Raw genomic sequence first — 23,185 nt, 5'->3', positions numbered from 1 at the left:
GCGGGAATCCAGACGGGGGGACAAAGCGCGCGTAGCGGCGCGGCACGTTTCGCCCGCCAGAAAATATACCGTTATATTGAGAATCAATTACAATATACAAATCAGGTTTAAGGAAGGTTAAAACGCATGATCATCGAACGCCTGGTCGTGGGTCCCATCGAGGCCAACTGCTACCTCGTCGCCGATGAGTCCGCTAAAGAGGGTATGGTCATCGACCCCGGCGCCGACGCCGGCGTAATCCTGAAACGCGTCGAGAAGCTGGGCCTGAAGGTCAAATACATCGTCCTGACCCATGGCCACTTCGATCACGTCTCGGCCTCCGGCGCGGTCAAAACCGCCACCGGCGCCAAACTTATGATCCACCAGGCCGACGCCGCCAGCCTCAACGACGGCTTTTTAGCCCGCATGGCCGGACTGGCGCATCAGAATGTGCCGCCGCCGGACGTCCTGCTCAAGGGCTGGGAAGACATCGCCGTCGGCGGCCTCCGTTTCACCGTGCTGCACCTGCCGGGTCATACCCCCGGCGGCATCGCCCTCTACGGCCAGGATGTCGTTTTCACCGGCGACTCCCTGTTCGAAATGGGCATCGGCCGCACCGATCTGCCCGGCGGCGACTACGGCACTCTGATTGACAGCCTGAACTGCCGCCTGCTGGCCCTCGACGACTGCATAAAAGTTTACCCCGGCCACGGCCCCGATACCACTATCGGAGCCGAACGCCGGGGCAACCCTTACCTGGTGAACCCGCCGCGGCGGGAGTGCCGTTAGAAGATGCCGGTCATGTCGGCAATCACCGGAGCCAGTACCAGTGAGATGATGGACACCAGCTTGATCATGATGTTCAGCGACGGGCCGGAAGTGTCCTTCATCGGGTCTCCAACGGTGTCGCCGATGACCGTCGCTTTGTGCGCCGGCGATTTTTTGCCGCCGTAGGCGCCGGTCTCCACCCATTTTTTGGCGTTGTCCCAGCTGCCCCCGGCGTTGCTGAAAGCCACCGCCAGGATGAAGCCGGTGACGGTGGCGCCGATGAGAAAGCCGCCCAGCGCCACCTTGCCGAAGATAAAGGCGACGGTGATTGGTGCCAGGACGGTAACCACCCCGGGCAGGATCATCTGGCGGATTGCCTCGCGGGTGCAGATGTCCACGCACTTGGCGTATTCCGCCTTGCCGGTGCCTTCCATCAGGCCGGGAATCTCCCGGAACTGCCGCCTGACCTCGTTGACGATAGACGCGCCGGTCTTGCCGACCGCCTGGAGCGTCATGGCGCAGAAAACCGCGGGCAATAAACCGCCCAGGAACAGGCCGACCAGCACGTGCGGGTCCAGCAAGGAAATCTGCGACGGGGTGATGCCGACGGCCAGGGTATAGGACAGCAGCAGCGCCAGTGCGGTCAGCCCGGCCGAACCGATAGCGAAACCCTTGCCGATGGCGGCGGTGGTGTTGCCCAGTGAATCCAGGGCGTCGGTGCGCTCGCGGATTTCATGAGGCATGCCGGCCATCTCGACGATGCCGCCGGCGTTGTCAGCCACCGGGCCGTAGGCGTCGGTGGCGTCCTGGATGCCGAGCGTCGCCAGCATGCCGACGCCGGCTAAAGCGACTCCGTAAATATCGCCGAAATTGTAGGCTACCACCACGGCGATGACGATGAAGAGCACCGGCGGGGCGGTGCTCATGAGGCCGTTGCCGAACCCGGCAATGATGTTGGTGGCGGCGCCGGTCTGGGACGCCTCGGCGATTTTAAGAGTCGGTTTATACACGTAAGAGGTGAAATAATTGGTGCTTTCACCGATGGCCAGCCCGGCGGCCAGGCCGGCGACGATGGCCACGAACAGCCGGATATCGGCCAGGAAGCTGACGGCGATGAACGAAAACACCAGGGACAGCCCGGCGGCGATATAAGTACCCCGGCGCAAGGCGTTGAGCAGGGCCTTCATTTCAAGTTTCTCGCCGACGCGGACTGAAAAAATGCCGACAATTGAAGCCAGGATGCCGCCGGCGGCCACCAGCATCGGCAGCCAGAAAGCGGCGGCCGGGTCCGTTCCGACAATCAGCGGTTCGCCCAGCCGGGTTGAAAAAATGGCGATGGTGCTTAAAGCCATGGTGGCGATGATGGAATCGACGTAGGACTCGAAAAGATCGGCGCCCATGCCGGCCACGTCGCCGACGTTATCGCCCACGAAGTCGGCGATAACCGCGGCGTTGCGCGGGTCGTCCTCGGGTATGCTCTGCTCGACCTTGCCGACGATGTCGGCCCCGGTGTCGGCGCCCTTGGTGTAGATGCCGCCGCCGACGCGGGCGAATATGGCTACCGATGACGCGCCGAAGCCATAACCCGGTATGATGGCGAGGAACGACGGGTCTTCGCTGAAGGCAAAGTAGAGTAACGATAAGCCCAGCAACCCGATGGCGACAACCGTCATGCCCATGACCGACCCGGCGCGGAAGGACACTTTCAATCCGTGGTTGAGGCTTTTTGCGGCGGCGGCGGCGGTTCGCGAATTGGCTCTGACGGCGATGGTCATGCCCACATACCCCGCCAGGCCGGAGCAAATGGCCCCGAAAACGAAAGCCAGCGCCACTTTCCAGCCGAGGGCGGGAACGAATACCAGCACCAGAGTGACGATGGCCACAAAAACAGCCAGGACTCGATATTCGCGCCCTAGGAATGCCAGAGCGCCTTCTTTGATCGCCGCGGCGATTTCCCGGACGCGGGCGTTGCCCTCATCCTGACTCAGAACGAACCTCGCCAGAAAATAGGCAACCACCAGCCCGAGCACGCCGCATCCAAGTGCGATTAGTACTGGATCCATAAGTGCTTATCCCCCCGTGTTATTTTTTCCGATGGAATCCTGGAAAGCGCCCAGCTTTTCTTCCAGGCGTTTCTGCTGCAGGGACAGAGTGAGGTCGGAGCGGGTTTTTTCCAGAATGCCCCGGACCATGTCGGTAGTCCGCCGCAGGTTGCCGGTGATGGCATCCGGAAAATCCATCGTTACCAGTACTTCATAAATGGCGTCCATGACTGATAAAAGCCCCTCCGCCCTTGACATATCGCCGCGGCGCAGCCCGTCCAGCAGGTACCGCCTGAGTTCGCCCGTCACCTCGCCCATGCCGTTTAAATAGGCAGCGGAATCGATCTTCAGGTCTTCGGGGGTTGGGATTTCGGTACCGGTGATGATCGCCAGGGTGATGGAGCCCTCGGCGTATTCCTTCTGGGCATCCCGGAAGAAGGCGGTATTGGAGAGTTCTTCGCAGGCATCGATAGTGATTTCTGCTTCATCGATGAGCAGTTTGGCTTTTTTCAGCGAATCATGAGCGTTGTCGAACTCTTGACGGTGGATCGCCCGGATGGACTCCGAGCAATGACGGATAGCTTCACGGCAGCCGGGCAGCGCCTTCTCACGGGCGGCATCCTTTTCCCTGAACGAAGCTCTGATGGATTCGGCTATGTCATCCAGTCTCCGTGTTAAATTCTCCACCTCGATACCCTTTCAACAAGCCTTGATGACCGGAAGGTCAGGAGTCTCCAATTCGGATATGCCCCCTCCGCCGGTGTCGATCAAGAAGTCTACGCCGGCGTCTCGAGCCGTCAGCGCCTCACCGGCATCATGCGCAATAAAACCTATGAGGCTTTTTATGCCCAACAGTTCCCGGATCACCTTCACCGGCAGAGAGTCGCGCCCGATGACAACCCCGTCGGCTTTGACCGCCGCCGCGACGTCGATCCTCTCCCCGATTAAGAACAGGATTTTCTTCTCGGCGCAGATATCGCGGCACCCGGCCGCCAGTTCCCAGAAGTCCCTTCTTGATTGACCGGAGGGATTAAGCTGGATCGCTGAAGGCTCCATCTCTACCGCTTTATAAACAGTTTCTCGGCTGTCGGCGCTGGCATACAGCCTGCCGACCAGCGCCCGGTTCGTTTTACGGCATAATTCTGAAACCAGTTCTTTTTCCAATGCATAGACGCGGAACCGCGCTCCCTCAACGTCCAATGCGCAGATTTTCTTATCCGTTGAACGTAAAATTTCCTCGATCGTCCTGAGAGACTGTGCCACCCGCCGGCTGTTGGCGATAACGGTGTCAACCAGGCTGTCCGCCGCTTCTTTTGGATACGCGCTGCCCTGTCCCACATCGCCGGGGGAGTCGCGGGACGAGATCAATTCGAATTTTACTTCATCGAACGCCTGATGGAGTGAATGCCGCAGTGCCTTCATCTCCTGGGAGATCGGTTCAGAATCAAGCGCAAACCGGGCGATGTCTTCAAGCACCCGCAGGCCCTCTGTCGCGCGGTCCAGGTTGGCGTCGATTATCCTGAGCGTCTTCTGGGGAAAAGTGGCCAAAATATCTCCGGATTATTTGGTTCGGCGCGGATTTGAACGTATGATTCTAACACAGACGTCAAATTGCGGGCAAAAACACATCATTCTCGGCCGGAAACGGCGTATTTGATATGCTCGGTCCGGTGCCCGCCGTACCGGAACTCGATGCCGATAAAATCAATCCGCCAGTTTTCTGATATTGCATGCTCCGCACAATAAGTTTCGGCCGCAGCGATCAGCCTTGCCTGTTTACGGTGACCGATAGATTCGGCCGGGGTGCCGAATTCAGCGGATGATTTTGCCCGGACCTCGACGAAGACCGTCTGATCGCCGTCGCGGCAAACGATGTCGATTTCGCCTTCCACGCAACGCCAGTTGGTATCGATTATGTGGTAACCGGCCTGTTCCAGGAAACCCCGGGCAAGTGATTCCGCCAGCCGGCCGGTTTGCTGCCGTTTCACAATAACCTTCGCAAGTCCGAGACAGGCGCGAAACTCCGCCGGTGGATTGAACAAGGCCCGAGGGCATCCAGTCGTTCAAAATGGTCGGCCGTACCGTAGCCCTTGTGCCGCAAAAAACCGTAGTCGCCAAACCGGCGGTCCAGGCGCGTCATCAGCCTGTCCCTGGTCACTTTGGCCACAATTGAGGCGCAGGCTATTGAAACGCATTTGGCGTCGCCGTCAACGATCCCTTTTTGGGGGCAGGCGATTTCCGGCAGGGTGAGAAAATCAATCAGCAGCGCCTGCGGCGGCACCGACAAGCTTTCAACCGCCAGCTTCATCGCCAGCCTGGTAGCTGAAACAATACCCCGGGCATCGATGTAGCAATGGGAGACGATGCCGGCGCCAAAGCTCAAAGAATCGGTGACAATTGCCTTGAACAGTTCCTCCCTTGCTTCCGGCGGCAGCAGTTTGCTGTCCCTGACATCCTTCAGCCACCCGCAGCGGCGCCGCTTGGCCAGGATGACCGCGCCGGCGACCACCGGGCCCGCCAGGCAGCCGCGGCCGGCTTCATCCACGCCCGCGATGAGGCTGATTCCCTGGGCGCGGAACAGGTTTTCCTCCCTGAACTCCGGATATCTGTCACTGCCGGTCTTCATCCGCAGATAATGCCCCCGCCCAGAACTTCACCCTCGCGGTATATCACCGCGGACTGCCCCGGCGTGACGCCGCGCACCGGCTCAGAAAAGCCGAGCGCCGCCGTCCGGTCGGGGAACACCTCGAAAGACTCCAGCGGTACTTTCCGCATCCGGTAGCGGATCCTGACGGATAATCGGGAGGCGTCCAGCGGGGGGGATCCGTTGATCCACGAGACATCCTGAATCCTGGCCCTCTGTCGATAAAGATCCTTTTCTTCACCGACAATCACCCGGTTGGCCGCTGGCTCAACCCCGAGGACGAATTTCGGCACCGGTGAAGATATGCCGAGGCCGTGGCGCTGGCCCACGGTATAATGAATCAGCCCGCGGTGCCTGCCGATCACTTTGCCTCCCGGTTCGACGATTTCACCCGGCGCGGCATCGACGCGGCTCGACAGAAACGAGCCGTAATCCTGACCGCCGAGAAAGCAAATATCCTGGCTTTCGCTTGGGAATGACGGCAGCCCGGCTGATTCAGCCAGCTCCCGCACCTGTGATTTCAACAAAGAGCCGAGTGGAAAAAGGGCCCGGCCGAGCTGCCGCTGGCTCAGACTGTACAGGAAATATGACTGGTCTTTGGCGCCGTCGGCGGCCTCGAGCAGGCGGTAGCCCGAGGCAGACGGCTCGATTCGGGCATAATGCCCGGTCGCCAGGTACCTGATGCCGAGTGAATCAGCCGCCTCCAGCAGGGCGCCAAATTTGATTTGCCGGTTACAGACAACACAGGGATTCGGCGTACGCCCGCCGGCGTATTCGGCGCAGAAATATTCGATAACACTGGATTGGAATTCCTCGGTGAAATCAATGACCCGGTGTTCGATGCCGAGGTATTCAGCCACCGCGGCGGCGCGCTCGGCGGCTTTTTCCTGTGTTTGGCCAAAGAGGCGCATCGTCAGGCCGAGAACGGAGAAACCGGCTCGTTTGAGGAGCATGGCGCTGACGGAGGAGTCCACGCCGCCGCTCATCGCGGCTATTGCCTGGGGTTTGATCACTCAACTATCCAGTTCGTTGTGAAAGTCTTGCCTGCACGGCCTGCCATATGCGGCCGGCGACGGTTGCTTCAGGCAGCGTTCCGTTGATTATGACCCAGCGGTCGGGTTCAGCCCGAGCCGCTGCCAGGTAGCCGTCGCGAACCCGGCGGTGGAAATCGGCGTGCTCTCGTTCGATACGATCAGTTTTGGCCGACCCTTTCCGGGCGAAACCATGTTCGGTCGGGACATCCAGCAAGAAGGTGATGTCCGGTATTAACCCTTGAGCCGCGATTGATGACGCAGCTCTGACAGAGGCAAGAGACAACTCCCGGCCGTAGCCCTGATATACCAGCGATGAGTCGGCGAACCTGTCGCTGACCACCGTTTTACCGGCGGCCAGGGCTGGTTTGATCACCCGGCTTACCAGTTCGGCCCGGGAAGCATTGAATAACATCAGCTCGGCAATCGGGCTGATGGAGATACCGTCGCCCCATTTGAGCAGATTTGAGATACGGTCGCCTAACTCGGTGCCGCCCGGCTCGCAGGTCAATAAGACGCTGACGCCTTGAGCCTCCAGGCGCCTGGTCAATAATCCGGCCTGAGTGCTCTTGCCGGAGCCCTCGCCGCCTTCAAAGGTGATAAACAGGGGCATCGTCACTCCTTGAAGATGTTGACCCTTCGGTTGGGCTCGCGGCCTTCGCTGCCCGATTTCAGGTTGGCGCGTTCGGCAACCAGGTGCTGCAGCCGGCGGATGTAGGCGCCCTGAGGCGATAACTCAACCTTGTCGTTGCCGCTTTTGACCCGGTGTACCGCTTCTTCAGCTTCCATTATCGCCTGATCCAAAGCGCCGGATTCCTGGGCTATCTCCGGCTCCCGGCGGGACAGCATGCCGAGGAACTGGCGGAACTGGGCGGGGGTATGGCTCTTAAGGACGTAGACCGGCAGGTTGTGCGCCTCGGCGTCCCGGATTCGCTGCGGCCGGCGGCGGAAATAATTCTTTGAGGTGACCAGCATCCCGGCATCGCCCAGGCGCTCGGTGATGTTGAGATTGACCCGCATCTCTTCAGCGACCTGTTCCAGGCGGCTTCGATTGATCCCGAAGAGATACAGTCTGGGTGTGTCCACCGCCGCCGCCGAAGGCAGGCGGTGGGCTCGTTCGGGATGATCGGTATCCGGCTGGGCTGAAGTGGTGGTGACCAGGCCGTTGTCATCGATGGAACGGATCTCGGTCGCTTCCGGGATACCGCGCAGGATGGCGTCAACCGCTTCTGAGGTGTTGCCGTGAACCGCCACCCGGTCTCTTTCCTGAATTTCGACGATGATATCAAAAGTCGGCGGCGCCTTTCGCTCCAGGACTGTTTTTTGAGTGCCGCGCCGCCTGGCTTCCTCGTCGCCCAGGGTTACCGCCTGGATGCCGCCGATCAGATCCGCCAGTGTCGGGTTCTGCATCAGGTTTTCCAGGGTGTTGCCGTGGGCGGTGCCTACCAGCTGCACGCCGCGTTCGGCGATGGTCCTGGCGGCTAAAGCTTCAAGTTCGGTGCCGATCTCGTCTATCACGATGACTTCCGGCATGTGGTTTTCAACCGCTTCGATCATCACCGCGTGCTGTCGGTCGGGTTCGGACACCTGCATGCGGCGGGCGCGGCCGATCGCCGGGTGGGGAATATCGCCGTCTCCGGCTATCTCGTTGGACGTATCGACGATGACGACGCGCTTTTTTAAGTCATCGGCCAGGACACGGGCAACTTCCCGCAGCATGGTGGTCTTGCCGACGCCCGGCCTGCCCAGCAGCAGGACGCTGCTGCCAGATTGAATCAGGTCCTCGATGATCTTAATCGTCCCGAACACCGCCCGCCCGACGCGGCAGGTGAGGCCGATGATTTTGCCTTTTCGGTTTCTGATGGCCGAGATGCGGTGTAATGTGCGTTCGATGCCGGCGCGGTTGTCGCCGCCGAAGGCGCTGACACGGGCGGTGACGTAATCAATGTCCTCTTCGGAGATTTCTTCAGGCCGGAGGATGATTTCCCGGCCGGGGAACCGTGCCTCCGGCACCCTTCCGAGATCCATGACAACTTCAAGCAGCTGGGCTAAATCGGTTTGCTGGCCAAGCGGCCGCCGGATTTCCGGCGGCAGCATATCGAGCAGGGTTCCCAGGTCGTCCGTAATCTGGTTCGGCAATAACGCCTCCGTGAAGCAGTATCCGGCATTATTCTACTATCCGCGGGGGAGACGGGCAAACGATTCACCGCCCGGCGGTGATTTGTTCCAGATTTCGGCCGGAAATGGCCGAGTCCGGCGCCTCGGCGGTGATATCGCCGGCACGGGCGTACTCATCTTTCATTTTGAAAAACAGCCAGCCGCGGGCGGTCTTGATCAGCGCGAAACGCCCCGCCAGTTTCTTGCCCTCGAGAAACACCTCGATTCTGCCCTCGTCGAATGATTCCGCCATTGACTCCGGCCTGGGTTTCTCGGCTTTAATATTCCGGTAGGTGCCGGTGTCCCAGACCATGACCGTACCGGCGCCGTATTCGCCCTCCGGTATCGTGCCTTCAAAACCGCCGTAGGCCATGGGGTGGTCCTCGGTGGGCACCGCCAGGTGCTTGACCTCCGGGTCCATTGACGGCCCCTTGGGCACCGCCCAGCTTTTCAGCACGCCGTCGATCTCCAGGCGCAGATCGTAGTGCAGGCGGGAAGCGGCATGTTTCTGAACGACGAATACCGGCTTTTCAGACGGCGCGGCGGTTTCCGGCGGCGGCTCGGCGGTCTTCTGAAAATCCCGCTTAGCCCGATATTCACTGAGTTTGTCCTGATTTTTCATCTCCGACCTCCCGGGCTAATTATAGGCCTCAGAGGCCGCAGGCGATAGCCCGCCGCTCCGGCCGATGCTATAATTTTAACTATGAACAAACTAGACTATCGCAGCGTGGAAGACGCGCTTTCCGGGTGTCGCTGGAGCAAGCATATACTGACCTATGAGCGTATTGGTTCCACCATGGACCGGTCCAGAGAACTGGCACACAAGGGGGCGCCGGAGGGTACCCTGGTAGTGGCTGCGGAACAGACCGAAGGCCGCGGTCGGCTGTCTCGCGCCTGGGTGTCGCCGGTCGGCTCTCTGTCGCTGTCGTTGTTGCTTCACCCGTCGTCAGAGCAGTTGCCGTACCTCACCATGCTGGCCGGGCTGGCGGCCGCCGAGGCCATAGAGGCAGCCGCGCCGTTGAAAGCCGATCTGAAGTGGCCCAATGACATTCTCATCGGCGGCCGGAAAGTCGCCGGGATTCTGGTTGAGAGCGGCACCGCCAGGGGCAAGACCTATGCGGCTATCGGCATCGGTGTGAACGTTAACATGGATATGGCCGGTTGGCCCGATCTTGCCGGCATCGCCACTAGCCTGTCGGCCGAGTCAGGCCGAAAAATCGACACGCCGCGGCTGCTGCGGGCGATTGTCGATGAAATAGCCGCTTTTTACACCTCGTTCGACCCGGCGGCCCTTCGGGATCTCTGGCGCGCCCGCCTGGTAACCCTGGGGCGCCGGGTGACCGCCAGCGGCGGCGGAACGGTCGTCGAGGGAGTCGCCGCCGAAGTGACCGCCGACGGCGCCCTGGTCATCCTTGGAGACGACGGCGCCGAATATGTCGTCGTCGCCGGTGATGTTACTCTGAAGCCGTAGCCTGAAATCCGCTGGTGGTGAGCCTGTCGAACCATGAACGGGGATTGGCTGCCTATCTTACGACCACCACTTCGACAGGCTCGAGGCGGGCTGTTATTCTCAATTCTGAGCAGCAAAATTGCCCTTATCTGAGAACCCCGACCGTCAGGGATATAACGCGCTATGTCTCTACTTGTCTTTGATAAATCCCTTCATGAACATGCTGATGAGGTCGATGGGGATGGGGAAAATCACCGTCGAATTGCGCTCGGAAGCGATCTCGGTCAGCGTCTGCAGATACCGCAGTTGAAGCGTCACCGGTTCTTTGGCGATGATGTCGGCCGCCTGGGCAAGTTTGGTTGAGGCTTCGAACTCGCCCTGGGCGTGGATTATTTTAGCCCGGCGCTCGCGCTCGGCTTCGGCCTGGGCGGCCATAGACCGGCGCATCGTCTCAGGCAGTTCCACTTCTTTTATCTCTACCGTCGAAACTTTGATGCCCCAGGGATCGGTTTGTTTATCGATGATGTCCTGGATCACGTCGTTCAGCTTCTCGCGGTTGGCCAGGAGTTCGTCGAGTTCCGATTGACCCAGAACATTTCTGAGCGTCGTTTGCGAAATCTGGGAGGTCGCCCGGATGTGATCGAGGACTTTGACGACCGCCGCCTGCGGATCGACAACCCGGAAGTAGATAACGGCGTTAACGCGCACGGTGACATTGTCCCGGGTGATGACCTCCTGAGCCGGCACGTCCATGGTCACGACGCGCAGGTCCATTTTGACCATGCGGTCAATGAAAGGAATAAGGAAGAAGATGCCCGGGCCTTTGGCGCCGACCAGGCGGCCCAGCCGGAAGATGACGCCCCGTTCATATTCGGAGACAACCCTGACCGAAAGAGCCAGAATGATCACCAGGAAGAGCAAGAAAATGAGCCAGGGAACGAGTGCTTCGAGAGCGGCTTCCATATCTATCCTCCTCGCGCGTTTTTCTTTACGGACAGTTTTAAGCCTTGAACACCGGTAACGGTAACCTGCTCGCCGATTTCAGCCCTGCCGGCGTCCAGTTCCGCCGACCAGATTTCGCCCTGGATAAAGACTTTGCCGGCCGGCTGCAGCGGAGCATGAACGCGGGCGGTTTGGCCGACAAGCTCCTCATTTCCGGTGGCGATCTTCTGTTTTTGCGCCTCGGCAACGCGGCGCCAGATAAGGATGGCGGCGGTTGCCGAAAGTCCCAGGATCAGGGCCAGCAGGGTAACGGTAACCCACGGCGGCACGGCGAAATTAAAAACAAGCACCAGGCCGAGGATCAGGGAGAGCAGTCCTGCCGCGGCGAACAGGGCGTAGCCGGAGGTGAAGAATTCGACGATAAAAAAAGCGATGGCCAGAGCGATCAGCAGGATGCCGGCGATATTCATCGGTAGCCTCCTTGACAGGTGCCTTTTGATTATAGCACGGGGCGCAACAGGCTATCTTCAGAATATTATGGCCCTGCTCGCTGCGCCTGCCCGCCTCCAAGCCTTCAACTGAAACGACGCGGCCTGCCGCCTCCGGATGCGCCTTCGGTTCTGACCTGTCGCCAAGGGGAAGACAAAGAGAGATTGTTAAGGGCGACCCCGGGGATCGCTTTCCCCCGGCCACATGAGCGCCTGCTGATCATCCTGTCTGTACAGGTATATTTTTCCCCACCCGCTAAAAACGACAAAACTCGCTTGACAGCCATTGGGAACGGGTGTGCTATAATGCCCGGCATGAACCAAATTAGTACGTTTGTCCACTCTGAATCTGGAGGCCGTCTTGTTCTATTAATCCGTCCCCGCTGCCTTCGGCTTTGTTTGTTCCGGTCATGAACCCGGTCGGTTCTGAAACGGTTGGTCACGACGCCTTCGGCGCTGTGAAAGCAGCATTTGTTCCCAAACCAGACGACAATCGTTTCACACCTTCAGCCCATCGCGCGATTTCGGCATCGTTTCCGGAAAAAGTGGTTACTTCACCGGCAAACAAAAACAAACCCCGTCCGATGGCCACATTTGAACGTAATATGCCCCTGGTGTACAATCTCCGTGTCCAACAAAAGCAGTATAGGAGAAATCATGACTCAAGAGAGGTGTCGCGGCTGCCGCGACCTGGTCCCCGAACAAATGCTGAAATTCCGCCTGGCGGAATCCGTCTTCATTGATACCGCGCTCAAGTGGGGCTACGAGGAGGTGCGCACTCCCACGCTGGAGTACCTGCACCTGTTCACCGCCACCGGCACGCTGACCCCCGGCATGCTGGGGCAGGTGTTTTCTTTCCTGGATTGGGACGGCTGGAGCGGCGAGCGCGTGGTCATGCGGCCGGACGGCACTATCCCCATCGCCCGCCTGTACACCGATTCCCTGGCTGACCGTGAAGTCGCCCGTCTTTTCTATGTGGTAAATACTTTCCTCTTTGAGGAGAAGCCGGGCAGCGGCCGGGAGCGCTGGCAATGCGGCGCGGAATTGATCGGCGGCAGCGGCCCCCTGGCCGATGCCGAACTCGCCCGTATGGCTCTTGAGACGCTGGAACTGCTCGGTCTTGAGGGCCGCATAAAAATCTCCCATTCCGGGGTCATTCAGGCGGTATTGGCTCAGCTCGAACCGTCGCCGGAGGCCCGTCACAAATTGTTCGATGATATCCTCGACGGCAACGAGTCGGTGATGAGCCGGCTGGCCGAGTCCAATCCGGAACTTCTAGCCGGCCTTAAAACTCTCCTTGGCGTAACCGGGACCTCATCCAATTACCTCTCCAATCTCAGGTCCCTCTTCGGCTACTCCGCGGAGCTGGAGGCAGCGGCGGGAGACTTCGCCGCCACACTCGATACCCTCGACGACGTCGGCGTGCCCTATGAGATCGACCTGGCCTCCGGCCGCGGCTTTGAATACTACACCGGCGCCATCTTCCACCTTTCGGTCAATGGGGTTACCGTCGGCGGCGGCGGCCGCTATGACAACCTCATCGCTCTGATGGGCGGCCCTGCCAGGGCGGCGGCCGGCTTCGCCCTGTACCTGGACGAGCTGATGAAGTTCATAGATATGGCCGAATATGAGATGGAAGAACCAGACCGCTTTTTGGTCAGCTTCCAGCCCGGCGACGAGGCGCGGGCTTTCGCCGTGGCCACTGATCTTCGAGACGCCGACTACACCGCCGAGATCAAACTTGGCGACCCCGACGTCATGGACTATGACTGGGTTCTTAACATCACCGAAGACGGCCTGCTGGTGTTGTCCGATACTGAAACGGACGAGGAGTTCGAGTTCGAGACAGTCGAAGAACTGGTAGAGATGCTGGGCGGGGAGGCCTCTGAAGAATGAGAGTCGCCTTGCCCAAAGGCCGCCTGCTTTCGGATACGGCGGCACTCCTCGACCGTGCCGGCTGGCAGCTTAATGACTACCAGCCCAAAGCCCGGCTGTACCGGCTGACCAGCGCCAAATACCCGGAGCTGTCGGCTAAGATGCTCCATGAAAAGGACATCCCCATCCAGGTGGCAATCGGCAACTACGACCTTGGTATCTGCGGCGCCGACTGGGTGGAGGAACTTGTCTCCCGCTATCGTCTCTCTTCGCTGGTCAAGGTCAGGGTTCTGGGCTATGGCCACGGCGCCCTCTACGCGGCTTCGGCGGCGGGCGACGGCATCGCCTCGCTGGCCGACCTGTCCAGGCGCACTGACAAGGTGCGCCTGGCCTCGGAATACCCCAACCTGGCCGAGCAATTGGCCATCCAGCTGCGCCTCAAAAATTACGCCGTCTACCCGCTGTGGGGCTCGGCGGAGGCTTACCCGCCGGAGACAGCCGAGGTGGTCATCCTGCCGCGCAAGAGCGCGGGCGAACTCATATCAAAAGGCCTCAAAGTCCTGTCGAAAGTCCTCGACTTCAAGGCCGTTCTGATAGCCAACCGCGAAAGCCTGGCCTCCAAAGACCTCTCGGCGGCTATCTCGTCGATTCTGGCTAACCTGCCGCCAGCCGTAGAGCTTAACGAAGATGCGCCGCCGAAAACGGCGGCAGCCCTCGAAGCCTATCACGAGTACGCCCCCGATGTCGTTCGGCTGGCATTGCCCGATGGTCATCAGCAGCCGCACGTGAGGAAAATTCTCGACGCCGCCGGTATTGGGATCGAAGACTACCCATCCGACCGCGGCTTCCGGCGGCCCAAAAGCGACCTGGAGGGTTTTGCCATCAAAACGATTCGGCCGCAGGATATGCCCATCCAGGTGGCTAACGGCAACTTTGACCTGGCCATCACCGGCTGGGACTGGCTGACCGACCATTTGCACCAGTTCCCGGCCTCCCCGGTCAAACGCCTGCTTGACCTCAAATATGGCTGGGTGCGCATTGTCGCCGTTGTGGCTAACGAGGTGCCGGTGACCAACGCAGCAGAGCTTAAGGAGCATTTTCGGAACCGCAATCTGCGGGTCGCTTCAGAATATATCAACATCGCCGATGAGTACGCCCGCAACAATCACTTCGGCCGCTACCGCATCGCGCCTACCTGGGGTTCGACCGAGGCCTATTTGCCGGAGGATGCCGACCTTCTAATCGAAAATACCGAAACCGGCGGCACCATTGCCCGGCACAACCTGCGCATCATAGACACGCTGTTCGAGTCCACCGCTTGCGTCATCGGCAATACCCGGGCGGCAGACAATCCGGTAAAACGGAAGAGGATGGAGGCTCTGGTGGAAAGATTGGGGAAGGCGCTCGACCAGGCTAAGTAACACCAATGCCAAATTTCAATCCTGACATTCATATATCCCACTGCCGCCCCGTCACCATGATCCTCGGTTGCTATCCTGTCGATGAGCAGGGGCGCTGGAGTTTCGCGTGGAAACGGTAATAGGATTCAGAGCTGCAGCCAAGATTTTACGTCGCCGGGTCCACGGGGGATTCGTCTCCGAGGCTACACGTCGTACGCTGTCGCTCCGCTACCAGATACATGACCTTGAGGGGATGATCCAGGGCATCATAAATGATGTCTGGGAGAACGGCGACGATGCCCTCAGGCGCCTCACTAAAGAATATGACAAAGCCGAGATTAGCGCTATTGAAGTACCCCCGGCAGAGATCAATGCTGCGGCGGCATCGGTCGACAAGTCTCTTCTAGATGCCCTGGAATTGGCCGCCGGCCGGGTCAAGGATTTTCACCAGCGTCAGCGCGAGGCTCTGTTTTCCGGTTTCAACCAGATGTCCATGGAGCAGATCTACCGTCCACTGGAGCGCGTCGGCTGCTACGCTCCAGGCGGCACCGCCTTCTATCCTTCGAGTGTCCTGATGACGGCCATACCGGCGCGGGTGGCTGGCGTTGCCGAAGTCTGTCTGGTAACACCGCCAGGCAAAGACGGCAGGGTGCCGGCGCCGACGCTGGCTGCGGCCAAATTGGCTGGTGTTGACCGCGTCTTCCGGATCGGCGGAGCGCAAGCCGTCGCCGCGCTGGCGGTGGGTACAAAAACGGTGCCCAAGGTCGATAAAATCTGCGGACCGGGCAGCATTTTTGTGACCGTGGCCAAGCGGTTGCTTTACGGCATGGTTGCCCTTGACGGGCTGCAGGGGCCGAGCGAGGTGCTTATCATCGCCGACGATTCCGCCAAGCCGGAATATATCGCCGCGGACATGATGGCTCAAGCGGAGCACGACCCGTTGGCGACGACGGTGCTGGTGACGACCTCGGAGCGGGTGGCTAAAGCCGTAACCGACGAGCTGAATCGTGTCGTCGAGAGTATGTCGCGCCAGTTCGTCATTCACCAGAGCCTGTCAAATATGTCCTGCGTCGCCGTGGTTGACTGCTTGGAAGAGGCGGTGGAATTGTCCAATATGTACGCTCCGGAGCACCTGCTTCTACTGACCGCGGACTCGGAGGCAGTATTATCGAAGATAGAGAGTGCCGGCTGCGTCTTTACCGGGCCGCGGGCGACGGTGGCCTTCGGCGACTACATCGCCGGACCGAGCCACGTGCTGCCGACTTCGGGAACGGCACGATTCTCATCTCCACTTAATGTGCTCGATTTCATCAAGATAATCGACGTCGTCCGGGTGGATGACGGGATGGTGAAAAATCTGGGGCCGGCGGCGGCAACTATTGCCGCGGCCGAGGGGCTGACCGCCCACGAGAGGGCGCTCAGACTGCGGATGGACCGGATCTAGGTACGAACGGGAGAATTGCTTCGTCGTCCTTCTGCGGCAGGACTCCTCGTAACGACGGAGGGGAAATGGATCTGAAAAAGTTTATGCGCCCGGAACTGGACAGGTTTGCCGGATACGCCGCCTGCAAGTCACCGGAGGCGCTGGACGACGTGACGCGGGCGCTGGGCATCTGCAAGCTAGATGCCAATGAAAACGTTTACGGTCCGTCGCCTCGGGTGAGATCTGCCTTTGCGTCTTTCAATGACGCCCATATTTATCCGGATTCCTGCCAGACGGAGCTGCGGAAGGCGCTGGCTGGTTATACCGGCGTTCCTGCCGATAGAATCGTCGCAGGATCGGGTTCCGACCAGCTCATCGATCTACTGGTACGGCTGTTTATCAGCCCCGGCGACGAGGTGCTGACCGCCACGCCGACCTTTGCCATGTACAAATTTTTCACCGAACTGTCTGCCGGTAAATTCATTGGCGTGCCCCGGGACCAAGACTTTAACTTCACCCCTGAAAAACTGTTAAGTGCGGTTTCGAACAAGACCAAACTCGTCTTTATCGCCATGCCCAACAACCCCACCGGCACTCAAGTCTCCAAAAGGACAATTGAGAAAATACTTGAGACCGGTCTTCCAGTAGTCGTCGACGAGGCTTATTACGAATTCACCGGCCAGACAATGGCGCCAGAAATCGGAAAACACCCCAACCTGATGGTGTTGCGGACTTTCAGCAAATGGGCCGGGCTGGCCGGGTTGCGCGTCGGCTACGGGTTATTTCCAGAAGACGTAGTGACGCGTCTGGATGCCATCAAAGACCCGTACTGCGTAAATACTGCCGCGGTCGCCGCCGCCAGGGAATCGCTCAAGGACATCGATTACCTCATGAGCAATGTGAGGTTAATCGTTTCAGAGCGGGAGCGGTTGTTCCAGGCGCTAGCGGGGATAGAGTACCTCAAGCCTTACCCTTCGGCGGCCAACTTCATCCTGTGTAAAATCAATGGTAAAGACGCGGCCGAGATCCAGCGTGTACTTGAGCGCCGCGGGATACTGGTGCGCTACTTCAACTCGCCGCAGATGGAGAATTACCTTCGCTTTTCCATCGGCCGGCCCGGGGATACTGATCGGTTGATTGCCCAACTCCGAAAAATAGGGGAGATAACATGACAGAACGCAAAGCCACGGTTAAACGGGAAACCAAGGAGACGACCATTTCAGTCTTCGTCGATATTGACGGCAACGGTAAAGATGAAATGCGCACCGGGGTGAGGCTGTTCGACCACATGCTGTCACAGATCGCTCGCCACGGCGTATTTGACATAAAGGTATCAGCCACGGGCGATGACGTGCATCACCTGGTTGAGGATGTCGGCATCGCTCTGGGCAAGGCGTTCAATGAAGCGCTGGGAGACAAAAAAGGACTGGTGCGTATCGCTGACGCCACGGTGCCTATGGACGAGACATTGGCCGCCGTGGCCGTTGACCTGGGCGGACGCGGCTATTCGGTCCTGAATATGGAGTTCGAGAACAACGACCTGGCTGGCTTCCCTGCCGACATGGTTCGCCATTTCCTTGAGAGCTTTGCCGCGGAGGGGCGGCTGAATTTGCATGCTGGTGTGGCCTACGGCACCAATGACCACCACAAGGTGGAGGCGGTGTTCAAGGCTCTGGGCCGGGCGCTGGATAAGGCCACTCGCATAGATCACCGAATTGCGGACCGCGTCCCCAGCACCAAGGAGTGGGTGGAGTAGAAATGGCTAACTCGATCATGATCATCTACCCGTATCTCTACTATGGCAACTGGGTATTCGATGACGCAGCGGCCGGGCTCGTCCGAGAACCGTTTGTCGCGGGGATTCCGGAGATGATAGACCGGTTAGTGGACAACATCCTGAACGCTAGAGAAGGATTCAAATTGTTCTTTTCGGCAACGCAGTTCCTGGGACATCAGAGTGTTTTGGAATGGGTGAAAGAAGACGCGGGCGGCAACTGGTACCGGGAGGTAGGGAGGAGCGAGGAGGGGTGGCTTTGCCCGGCGCTTTTCAAATATTTCGATGAAGCACCGAAGCGGATTTACGTCAGGGCGGAAGGGAAGGCGAGGTAATCATTCAACCAAACCGCATCGACCCGCGGATTGCGGACTGGGCGCCGAGCACCAAGGAGTGAGTGGAGTAGTTTAAGGCAGCCTCTTCCCCGTCAAAACCTCAAAGGCGTGAACATACCGCCGCCGTGTTGATTCGGTTACTTCCGGCGGCAGCGTCGGGGCCGGCGGCTCCTTGTTCCAGCCGGAATTTTCCAGCCAGTCTCGGAGGGGCTGCTTGTCGTAGGAGTCCTGGGGCTCGCCAACCTTGTAGAGCTTTTCATCCCAGAAGCGGGATGAGTCCGGGGTCAGCGCTTCGTCGATGAGTATGAGCTTGTCGCCATTCAGGCCGAACTCGAACTTGGTGTCGGCAATGATGATGCCATGATGTCGGGCGTAGTCGCGAGCATAGGCGTAGAGGACGATGCTCATCGACTTCAGCTTTAATGCCAGGTCACGGCCGACGGTATTTTCGACTTCCTCGTAAGTCATCGGCAGGTCATGGGTATCCTCGCCTTTGGTGGTTGGGGTGAAGACCGGCTCCGGCAGCATTTCGCTCTGACGCAGACCGGCGGGAAGCGATACGCCGCAGACCGACTGGCGCTTCTTGTATTCCGACCAGCCTGAACCAGCCAGGTAACCGCGGACGACGCACTCCACCGGCAGCCGCTTGACCTTCTTAACCACCATCGACCGGCCCTCAAGGTATTTGGGGTAGTCGAAGCGCTGCGCCTCCGGGATGAACTCGTCGAGTTGCCTCACGTCCTCGATGACAGCGACGACATGGTTGGAAATGATGTTTTTCGTTTTGCCGAACCAGAAGGCGGAGATGAGGTTCAAGACGCGGCCTTTGTCCGGGATGCCGGCTGGCAAGACGACGTCGAAAGCCGACACGCGGTCGGTGACTACGATGAGAAGGTGTTCCCCCAGGTCGTAAGTATCGCGGACTTTGCCGGAGATGAAACGTTTCAGGGGGAGGTCGGTCTTGAGAACGACCTGGTTGTCGGTCATGTAATTACCTCTTCAGTATTCCAGGGAGCGCACGATAAGCCGTGTCTCTTTGTTCTGGTCCAGCATGAGACATCTTGTTTTATAAAGACTGCGGCGACAGTTTTTCCGGACCGGACTCGGCGCGGGATTTCCACTGGGCGGCGGTCAAGCCCAAGCGCTTGAAAATGTCGTCGACGTGGCGGGTGTAGAACTTGTAATCGAAGACCTTTTCCAGTTCAACCGGGGGCAGCGCCGCGGCGACCTCGGCGTCGGCTTTTAAAAGATCCATGAAGTTGCCTTCGCCGGTCCAGGCGGCCATAGCGTTTCGCTGCACCAGTTTATAGGCAGCCTGGCGGGACAATCCTTTGTCGATAAGCGCCAAAAGCACTCGCTGCGAGAACAGCAGACCGCGGGTCAGGTCCATGTTCTGGCGCATGCGCTGCGGGAAGACGGTCATGCCCTTGATGACCGAGGTGAAGATATTGAGCGCGTAGTCGAGAACCAGGCAGGCGTCGGGCAGGATGACCCGTTCCGTTGACGAGTGCGAGATGTCCCGCTCGTGCCACAGGGCGATGTTCTCCAATGAGGTCACCGCGTAGCCGCGGAGCAGCCGGGCGATGCCCGTGACCCGCTCGCACAGTTCCGGGTTGCGCTTGTGGGGCATAGCTGAAGAACCGGTCTGGCCGGCGCCAAAGGGCTCTTCAGCCTCTCGCACCTCGGTCTTCTGCAGGGCGCGGATCTCGGTGGCAAACTTCTCCAGTGAGCCGCCGATTATGGCCAGGGTGGTCATGAACTGGGCGTGGCGGTCGCGTTGAATGACCTGGTTGGAAACCGGCGCCGGCATCAAGCCCAGCTTTTCGCAAGCGAATTCCTCGACTTCCGGCGGCACGGTGGCGTAGGTGCCGACGGCGCCGGACATCTTGCCCACGGCGATGACCTTGGCCGCCTCGGCCAGCCGGGCGCGGTTACGCTGCATCTCTTCCATCCAAAGCGCCAGCTTAAGGCCGAAGGTGATCGGCTCGGCGTGGACGCCGTGGGTGCGGCCGGCCATGACGGTGTACTTATGCTCCAGAGCGCGCTTGCCCAGCGCGGCGATGAGGTCTTTCACATCATCAGCCAGTATCGCCGAGGCTTCTACCAGTTGAAGGCTGGTGGCCGTGTCCATCACATCCGACGAAGTCAGTCCCAGGTGAATGAAGCGGGACTCCTCGCCAAGGCTCTCAGCCACGGCGCCGAGGAAAGCGGTCATATCGTGGTGGGTTTCCTTAAGCAGGGCTTCCATGCGCTTAAGGTTGAGGCGGGCCATCTTGATCTTGGGCAGGGCTTCCCGCGGGACGACGCCTTCTTTTGCCCAGGCTTCGCAAACGGCGATCTCAACCTCCAGCCACTTGGCGAACTTGTTCTCGTCGTTCCAGACTTTCTTCATCTGGGATCTGCTGTAACGTTCGATCATGGTCGTTTCCTGTCCTGTGAAATAGTAGTATAAATTTTCAGATTCACCGCATATGCGGGAAGAAAAAATCGGCTAACCGCTCTTTAATCCGGCGCGGAAGTGTTCGTAGGCGCTGGCGATCTCCGGGTATTTCAGGCCGAGCATCTGGGCGGCGAAGTACGCGGCGTTCTTGGCCCCGGCCGAACCGATAGCCATGGTGGCCACCGGCACCCCGGCCGGCATCTGGACGATCGCGTAAAGCGAATCAACTCCGTTCAGGGAGCTCGAAGGTATCGGCACGCCGATGACCGGCAGCGTCGTCCATGAGGCGATGACGCCGGGCAGGTGGGCGGCGGCGCCGGCGCCGGCGATGATGACTTCGTAGCCCTCTGCACGGGCTGCAGTGCAGAATGCGTGAACCTTCTCCGGCTGGCGGTGGGCTGACATCACAAAAACCTTGTGATCAATGCCCATGTTAGTCAACACATCGGCGGCGCTTTTCATGATTTCCATGTCCGATGAAGATCCCATGATCACGGCTGCTTTAGGCATGTGTAGCCTCCTGCTGAATCAACCATAAGCCATTCTCATTGATTGAAGCCCGTACTTGAACCACTATTCTCCGAACAGGGCAATATCATGCCTGAAGTGGGCGCCTTCGAAGGATATGCGGCTAATATTATCATAGACGAGGTCTCGGGCTTGAGCGAAGTCGTCGCCGCAGGCGGTTACCGAGAGGACACGGCCGCCCGAGGTGATTGTTTTTTCGTCGGCAGCCAGTGTTCCGGCATGAAAAACCGTCACTCCGGCGTCCAGGGCATCCAGACCTGAAATGGGTAATCCTTTTTTATATTCTTCCGGGTAGCCACCGGAAGCCATTACCACCGTGACGCAGGCTCTCTTCTCCCATTCAACAATGATTTTATCCAGTGAATCCTCAATAACCGCCAGCATAATGTCCACCAGGTCGGTCTTGAGTTGCGGAAGGATGACCTGGGTCTCCGGGTCGCCGAAACGGGCGTTGAATTCAAGTACCTTAGGCCCGTCATCAGTCAACATCAACCCGGCATAAATGACGCCGCGGTAGCGGATACCCTCTTCGGCCAGCGCCCGGACGATGGGCTGCATAACTGTGGCGTCGAGTCTGGCTCCCATCCTGTTATCGAAGAAGGGCGGCGGTGAGTAGGCGCCCATGCCGCCGGTGTTGGGACCGGTATTGCCTTCGTAAACGCGTTTGTAGTCACAGGCCGGAGGCATGGGAACGATAGTCTTGCCGTCGGTAAAAGCCAGGTAGCTCATTTCCTGGCCGATCAGGTATTCTTCGATGATCACCCGGTTGCCGGCGGCGCCGAAAACCTTCTGCTCCATCATTTTCTGGAGCGTGGATTCAGCTTCGGCCAGCGTCGTGCAAACGGAGACGCCTTTACCGGCGGCCAAGCCGTCGGCTTTAACCACCAGCGGGGCTGACTGGGCCTTTAAATAAGCCCTGGCTTCTAGAAAGTTGGTGAAGGACTTGCCCCTGGCGCACGGGATGGCATATTTTTCCATCAGGCTGCGGGCAAAGGTTTTTGACGATTCCAGTTGCGCCGCCGCCCGCGACGGGCCGAAGACCGGAATCAGCCGGGACTGGAATTCGTCGGCCAGGCCGGCAGCCAGCGGTCCCTCCGGACCGATGACGACCAGGTCAATGCCCAAGGCGTGGACGGCATCTAGCAGTTTGGTGACATCGGCAGGATTGATATCCAGATTCTCGACGATATTCGCCGTGCCGCCGTTGCCGGGAGCGGCAAAAACCGCTTCGACTCTGGGGCTCTGCTTAATTTTCCAGACTATGGCGTGTTCACGCCCGCCGCTGCCGATGACCAGTACTTTCAGCGCAGTCTCCTTAAGATCTTAAGAAGGTGGGGTAAAAAATTACCGCTTGGGTTTGCGGGTGATGACGCGGGGACGCCAGGTGTCTTGGGCTGCCGCCTGGGTGGCGCGGTCATGAAGCTGCTCGATATCCGCCTGGGAAAGGTCCAGCTGCTTCAGCAGTTTCTGCTCCTCGGTTTCAGCCTCGGCGCGGGACTGTTCGCTTTTTTGCTGGAGATCCTTCAATGCTGCGGCATCGGTGGGATTGCCGGCCATTTTGTCTTCTATGGTGTCAGCTTGGGCGAGCGCCCAGGCCAGATAGTCCGTATAAGCGGCGTGCCAGGCAAAATAACAGGAAGTCGCCTTGTCCGGGACTGTCTTCAATGCGTCTTTACGGCGAATAAGCTCCGCCGCCGACTGCGCCAGGCGGCTGGCAGCACCCGCCAGTTCAGCGTAAGCATCGGCATTCTTAGCGGCGGCTTTAGGATCGAACCGGGTCAGAGCGTCAGTGTATGCGCTGGCTTCCTTTTCTTGAAAGGCCCTGAACTTCCATTCTTCTCCCAGAAAATCGAGGTAGTTCAGCAGTTCGTCGCCTTGAATCTTACGTTTGCTAAAAAATCCCATTTCA

24 protein-coding genes are annotated in these 23,185 nt (G+C 59.2%); 8 read left to right on the top strand and 16 right to left on the bottom strand.

Annotated features, from left to right (window positions below; translation table 11 throughout):
• Positions 1-126 precede the first annotated feature (126 nt).
• The gene (locus tag DEALK_RS07680; protein WP_058439654.1) at positions 127-768 is read left to right on the top strand and encodes an MBL fold metallo-hydrolase; all 642 of its coding nucleotides are present in this window, start codon (positions 127-129) and stop codon (positions 766-768) included.
• Here the strand turns inward: DEALK_RS07680 and DEALK_RS07675 are convergent.
• The 9 genes from DEALK_RS07675 to DEALK_RS07635 all read right to left on the bottom strand — a co-directional run bounded on the left by DEALK_RS07675 (position 765) and on the right by DEALK_RS07635 (position 9,243).
• Positions 765-2,810 carry a sodium-translocating pyrophosphatase gene (locus DEALK_RS07675; RefSeq protein WP_058439653.1) on the bottom strand — a complete coding sequence of 682 codons (2,046 nt, stop codon included), beginning with the start codon at positions 2,808-2,810 and terminating at the stop codon, positions 765-767. The two genes, DEALK_RS07680 and DEALK_RS07675, sit on opposite strands and share 4 nt — an antisense overlap.
• 6 nt (positions 2,811-2,816) lie before the next feature.
• Positions 2,817-3,476, bottom strand: coding sequence for a translin family protein (locus DEALK_RS07670; RefSeq protein ID WP_058439652.1), 660 nt, complete (start codon positions 3,474-3,476; stop codon positions 2,817-2,819).
• Between the two features lie 12 nt (positions 3,477-3,488).
• Positions 3,489-4,337: a thiamine phosphate synthase gene (locus tag DEALK_RS07665; protein WP_058439651.1), complete on the bottom strand. Its 849-nt coding sequence runs from the start codon at positions 4,335-4,337 to the stop codon at positions 3,489-3,491.
• Positions 4,338-4,417: 80 nt separating this feature from the next.
• Entirely contained in the window at positions 4,418-4,777 is a 360-nt protein-coding gene (locus DEALK_RS07660) for a YraN family protein (RefSeq protein ID WP_058439650.1), read from the bottom strand.
• Complete coding sequence (locus DEALK_RS07655) at positions 4,774-5,415, bottom strand: ribonuclease HII (protein WP_058439649.1); 642 nt, start codon at positions 5,413-5,415, stop codon at positions 4,774-4,776. The genes DEALK_RS07660 and DEALK_RS07655 overlap by 4 nt, the downstream gene beginning before the upstream one ends.
• Positions 5,412-6,446, bottom strand: coding sequence for a tRNA 2-thiouridine(34) synthase MnmA (mnmA, locus tag DEALK_RS07650; RefSeq protein WP_133240187.1), 1,035 nt, complete (start codon positions 6,444-6,446; stop codon positions 5,412-5,414). The genes DEALK_RS07655 and mnmA overlap by 4 nt, the downstream gene beginning before the upstream one ends.
• Before the next feature lie 4 nt (positions 6,447-6,450).
• Positions 6,451-7,077, bottom strand: a complete 627-nt coding sequence (tmk, locus tag DEALK_RS07645) for a dTMP kinase (protein WP_058439647.1) — start codon at positions 7,075-7,077, stop codon at positions 6,451-6,453.
• Between the two features lie 2 nt (positions 7,078-7,079).
• Positions 7,080-8,603 (bottom strand): R3H domain-containing nucleic acid-binding protein, encoded by a 1,524-nt coding sequence (locus DEALK_RS07640; RefSeq protein ID WP_058439646.1) that lies wholly within the window; start codon positions 8,601-8,603, stop codon positions 7,080-7,082.
• Between the two features lie 64 nt (positions 8,604-8,667).
• A complete protein-coding gene (locus DEALK_RS07635; protein ID WP_058439645.1) occupies positions 8,668-9,243 on the bottom strand; it encodes a DNA polymerase ligase N-terminal domain-containing protein in 576 nt (191 codons plus the stop codon).
• A gap of 81 nt (positions 9,244-9,324) precedes the next feature.
• Between DEALK_RS07635 and DEALK_RS07630 the strand changes: the two genes are divergently transcribed.
• Positions 9,325-10,092, top strand: coding sequence for a biotin--[acetyl-CoA-carboxylase] ligase (locus tag DEALK_RS07630; protein ID WP_058439644.1), 768 nt, complete (start codon positions 9,325-9,327; stop codon positions 10,090-10,092).
• Between the two features lie 168 nt (positions 10,093-10,260).
• Here DEALK_RS07630 and DEALK_RS07625 read toward each other — a convergent pair whose 3' ends face one another.
• Positions 10,261-11,034, bottom strand: a complete 774-nt coding sequence (locus tag DEALK_RS07625; protein WP_058439643.1) for a slipin family protein — start codon at positions 11,032-11,034, stop codon at positions 10,261-10,263.
• A 2-nt stretch (positions 11,035-11,036) separates the two neighbouring features.
• Positions 11,037-11,483 carry an NfeD family protein gene (locus DEALK_RS07620; RefSeq protein ID WP_058439642.1) on the bottom strand — a complete coding sequence of 149 codons (447 nt, stop codon included), beginning with the start codon at positions 11,481-11,483 and terminating at the stop codon, positions 11,037-11,039.
• Between the two features lie 675 nt (positions 11,484-12,158).
• Here DEALK_RS07620 and DEALK_RS07615 point away from each other — a divergent pair.
• From DEALK_RS07615 to DEALK_RS07590, 6 genes are all read left to right on the top strand, one after another.
• Positions 12,159-13,397, top strand: coding sequence for an ATP phosphoribosyltransferase regulatory subunit (locus DEALK_RS07615; protein ID WP_058439641.1), 1,239 nt, complete (start codon positions 12,159-12,161; stop codon positions 13,395-13,397).
• On the top strand, positions 13,394-14,797 hold the full coding sequence (gene hisG / locus DEALK_RS07610) for an ATP phosphoribosyltransferase (RefSeq protein WP_058439640.1): 1,404 nt from the start codon (positions 13,394-13,396) through the stop codon (positions 14,795-14,797). Before DEALK_RS07615 ends, hisG begins: the two co-directional genes overlap by 4 nt.
• A 106-nt stretch (positions 14,798-14,903) precedes the next feature.
• The gene (gene hisD, locus DEALK_RS07605) at positions 14,904-16,220 is read left to right on the top strand and encodes a histidinol dehydrogenase (protein WP_058439639.1); all 1,317 of its coding nucleotides are present in this window, start codon (positions 14,904-14,906) and stop codon (positions 16,218-16,220) included.
• A gap of 65 nt (positions 16,221-16,285) precedes the next feature.
• On the top strand, positions 16,286-17,371 hold the full coding sequence (gene hisC / locus DEALK_RS07600; protein WP_058439638.1) for a histidinol-phosphate transaminase: 1,086 nt from the start codon (positions 16,286-16,288) through the stop codon (positions 17,369-17,371).
• Positions 17,368-17,955, top strand: coding sequence for an imidazoleglycerol-phosphate dehydratase HisB (hisB, locus tag DEALK_RS07595; protein WP_058439637.1), 588 nt, complete (start codon positions 17,368-17,370; stop codon positions 17,953-17,955). The genes hisC and hisB overlap by 4 nt, the downstream gene beginning before the upstream one ends.
• Positions 17,956-17,957: 2 nt before the next feature.
• Positions 17,958-18,308: a DUF6717 family protein gene (locus DEALK_RS07590; protein WP_058439636.1), complete on the top strand. Its 351-nt coding sequence runs from the start codon at positions 17,958-17,960 to the stop codon at positions 18,306-18,308.
• 72 nt (positions 18,309-18,380) lie between these two features.
• Here the strand turns inward: DEALK_RS07590 and DEALK_RS07585 are convergent, their stop codons facing one another.
• The 5 genes from DEALK_RS07585 to DEALK_RS07565 form a co-directional block, all read right to left on the bottom strand.
• On the bottom strand, positions 18,381-19,295 hold the full coding sequence (locus tag DEALK_RS07585) for a phosphoribosylaminoimidazolesuccinocarboxamide synthase (RefSeq protein WP_058439635.1): 915 nt from the start codon (positions 19,293-19,295) through the stop codon (positions 18,381-18,383).
• Between the two features lie 79 nt (positions 19,296-19,374).
• Positions 19,375-20,727, bottom strand: a complete 1,353-nt coding sequence (gene purB, locus DEALK_RS07580) for an adenylosuccinate lyase (protein ID WP_058439634.1) — start codon at positions 20,725-20,727, stop codon at positions 19,375-19,377.
• A gap of 72 nt (positions 20,728-20,799) precedes the next feature.
• Complete coding sequence (purE, locus tag DEALK_RS07575; protein ID WP_058439633.1) at positions 20,800-21,258, bottom strand: 5-(carboxyamino)imidazole ribonucleotide mutase; 459 nt, start codon at positions 21,256-21,258, stop codon at positions 20,800-20,802.
• A gap of 63 nt (positions 21,259-21,321) precedes the next feature.
• Positions 21,322-22,572 (bottom strand): phosphoribosylamine--glycine ligase, encoded by a 1,251-nt coding sequence (gene purD / locus DEALK_RS07570; protein ID WP_338032947.1) that lies wholly within the window; start codon positions 22,570-22,572, stop codon positions 21,322-21,324.
• A gap of 48 nt (positions 22,573-22,620) precedes the next feature.
• Positions 22,621-23,181: a hypothetical protein gene (locus DEALK_RS07565; RefSeq protein ID WP_133240188.1), complete on the bottom strand. Its 561-nt coding sequence runs from the start codon at positions 23,179-23,181 to the stop codon at positions 22,621-22,623.
• Positions 23,182-23,185: the final 4 nt, after the last annotated feature.

Origin of the sequence: Dehalogenimonas alkenigignens (genome assembly GCF_001466665.1) — a bacterium.
GTDB lineage: Bacteria > Chloroflexota > Dehalococcoidia > Dehalococcoidales > Dehalococcoidaceae > Dehalogenimonas > Dehalogenimonas alkenigignens.
Note: the sequence above shows the minus strand (reverse complement) of the source record. Positions and strands in the feature narration are given on the sequence as shown.